Raw genomic sequence first — 2,330 nt, forward strand, 5'->3', positions numbered from 1 at the left:
GTAAGCGTCCGGGGATTTACACCTATCTTTAGATTTTAACCACTCTAAACTGTCTCCATTTAAATTAACCAGGAGATAAATAATGAAACGTCGAACGAAGCAAGAATGGCTCAACTTATTTAAACAACACCAGGAAAGTGGATTAAGTGCCGCCGAGTTTTGTCGAAAACATCAGCTTAATGCTAAGTACTTTTCTAAACGTCAATTTGACTTAAACTGGAAGCAGTCCTCCAAAACTGTCAACCAGTCGTTTGTTGAGGTTAAACGGCCAGAGCCAAAAGTATCATCATCATCGATTCAATTGACCGTGGGGCCAATCCAACTGAATTTACCAACTACAACAGATAGCCACTGGCTAGCAGGCTTGCTTAAGGCATTAGCATGAAGTCAGCCAATGACTTTAATCAAATCTACTTACACCGGGAACCCGTTGACTTCCGTCAGTCAATTAATGGTTTAATGCTTATTGTTGAACAAGAAATGAATCTGTCGCCTTTTAGTGACGCGGTGTTTGTCTTTTGTAATAAAGCGCGAGATAAGCTCAAAGTACTGTATTGGGACCAGACAGGTTTTTGCCTTTGGTATAAACGACTCGAAAAAGATAAATTCAAGTGGCCCAAAAAATACCCACAGGCAGTTTTTACTTTATCTATCCAGCAGTGGGAATGGCTGCTATCAGGTTTTGATATCAGCAAAATACAAGGACATCAGCCACTGACTTTTGAATCCCTGCGTTGATCGGGAATTGACAACCACTGATCGTTAACTGCTCCCTTATGGCGCTTAATTTGATAGAATAAGGGCCATGAAAACACCTGCAGACAATCTTCCCGACGATATCACAGAACTTAAAAAGATGGTTCTGGCACTTCAGTCGAAATGTGAATTTTTAGAAGAGCAATTCCGCCTGGCCCAACAAAAGCAGTTTGGTCAAAGCAGCGAAGCCCATGCAGAGCAAGGCGATTTATTTAACGAAGCCGAGCAAATTCTCGATGAGCCAGCGGATACAGAAAAAGAAAGCATTAGCTACACCCGAAACAAACCGAAGCGTAAGCCACTACCGCAAGACTTACCGCGAGAAGTGGTTATTCACGATATTGATGAAACCGATAAAGTTTGTGACTGTTGTGGAGGTGAACTTCATCAGATGGGCGAAGATAAAAGCGAGCAGCTTGAGTTTATTCCAGCTCAGGTCAAAGTGATTGAAAATGTTCGGCCTAAGTATAGCTGCCGGGTTTGTGAGAAAAATGATACCCAAGTAAAAATCAAACAAGCAGCAGTACCAGCCAGCCCTATTCCCAAAAGTATCGCGACACCTTCATTATTGAGCCAGGTGATGACCAGCAAGTATCAGTATAGCTTGCCGCTTTATCGTCAGGAGCAAATCTTTAAACAACATGGTATTGAGTTAAACCGCAAAACCCTGAGTGCATGGATGCTCAAATGTGCGGAACTCTTTAAACCCATTATTGAACACTGGCACAAAATACTTTTACAACAACCGGTCATTCAGGCAGATGAAACGACGCTCAATGTCATTAGTGAAGACAAAGCGAAATGCTATATGTGGCTGTACTGCACAGGCTCTGACTTGCCCCAAGATAATGGCATACCCAATATTGTGCTTTATGACTATCAAGCCAGTCGCAGTGGCCAATGCGCGGTTGATTTTTTGCAGGGTTTTCAAGGCTACTTGCAAGCGGATGGTTATCAAGGCTATGAACAAACGGGGGCCAAACTCGCTGGCTGCTGGGCCCATGCCAGACGCAAGTTTATTGAAGCGGAAAAAGTACAAGGCAAAAATAAAACCGGTAAAGCTAACTGGGCCATTAGTCATATTAAAAAACTCTATCGCCTGGAAAAACAAATCAACGATTTATCACCGAATCAAAAAATGATTGAAAGGAAAGAAAAAGCGCTACCACTACTGAAACAATTGAAAAGCTGGCTAGATAAATCCGTCAATCAAGTTCCACCTAAATCAGCGATTGGCAAAGCCATCACCTATAGTCTTAATCAGTGGGATAAACTCATTCTTTACACAGAAGATGGAAACCTGAATATTGATAACAACCGAGCTGAACGTGCGATAAAACCGCTGGTCATTGGCCGAAAAAATTGGCTTTTTGCTAATACCACCAGTGGTGCCAGGGCCAGTGCAACGCTCTATAGTTTAATTGAAACGGCAAGAGCCAATGGGCTCATTCCTTTTGACTACCTGATGTTTTTACTGAGTGAGTTGCCAAAGCAGCCCAATGATATCGAGTACTTGATGCCTTGGAATTTTAAGTACCATCAATAGTCAAGCGTGTAATTCGCTGGACGCTTAC

General features: G+C 42.4%; 3 protein-coding genes. All 3 read left to right on the plus strand.

The genetic code is table 11. The features are described 5' to 3' along the window. Positions 1 to 82 precede the first annotated feature (82 nt). The 3 genes from tnpA to tnpC all read left to right on the plus strand — a co-directional run bounded on the left by tnpA (position 83) and on the right by tnpC (position 2,302). Entirely contained in the window at positions 83 to 385 is a 303-nt protein-coding gene (gene tnpA / locus ABVT42_RS22050; RefSeq protein ID WP_353897161.1) for an IS66 family insertion sequence element accessory protein TnpA, read from the plus strand. Further along, positions 382 to 738 (plus strand): IS66 family insertion sequence element accessory protein TnpB, encoded by a 357-nt coding sequence (tnpB, locus tag ABVT42_RS22055; RefSeq protein ID WP_353897162.1) that lies wholly within the window; start codon positions 382 to 384, stop codon positions 736 to 738. Before tnpA ends, tnpB begins: the two co-directional genes overlap by 4 nt. Before the next feature lie 67 nt (positions 739 to 805). After that, a complete protein-coding gene (tnpC, locus tag ABVT42_RS22060; RefSeq protein WP_353897163.1) occupies positions 806 to 2,302 on the plus strand; it encodes an IS66 family transposase in 1,497 nt (498 codons plus the stop codon). Positions 2,303 to 2,330: the final 28 nt, after the last annotated feature.

This window comes from Aliikangiella maris, assembly GCF_040719265.1.
GTDB classification, from domain to species: Bacteria; Pseudomonadota; Gammaproteobacteria; order Enterobacterales; family Kangiellaceae; genus Aliikangiella; species Aliikangiella maris.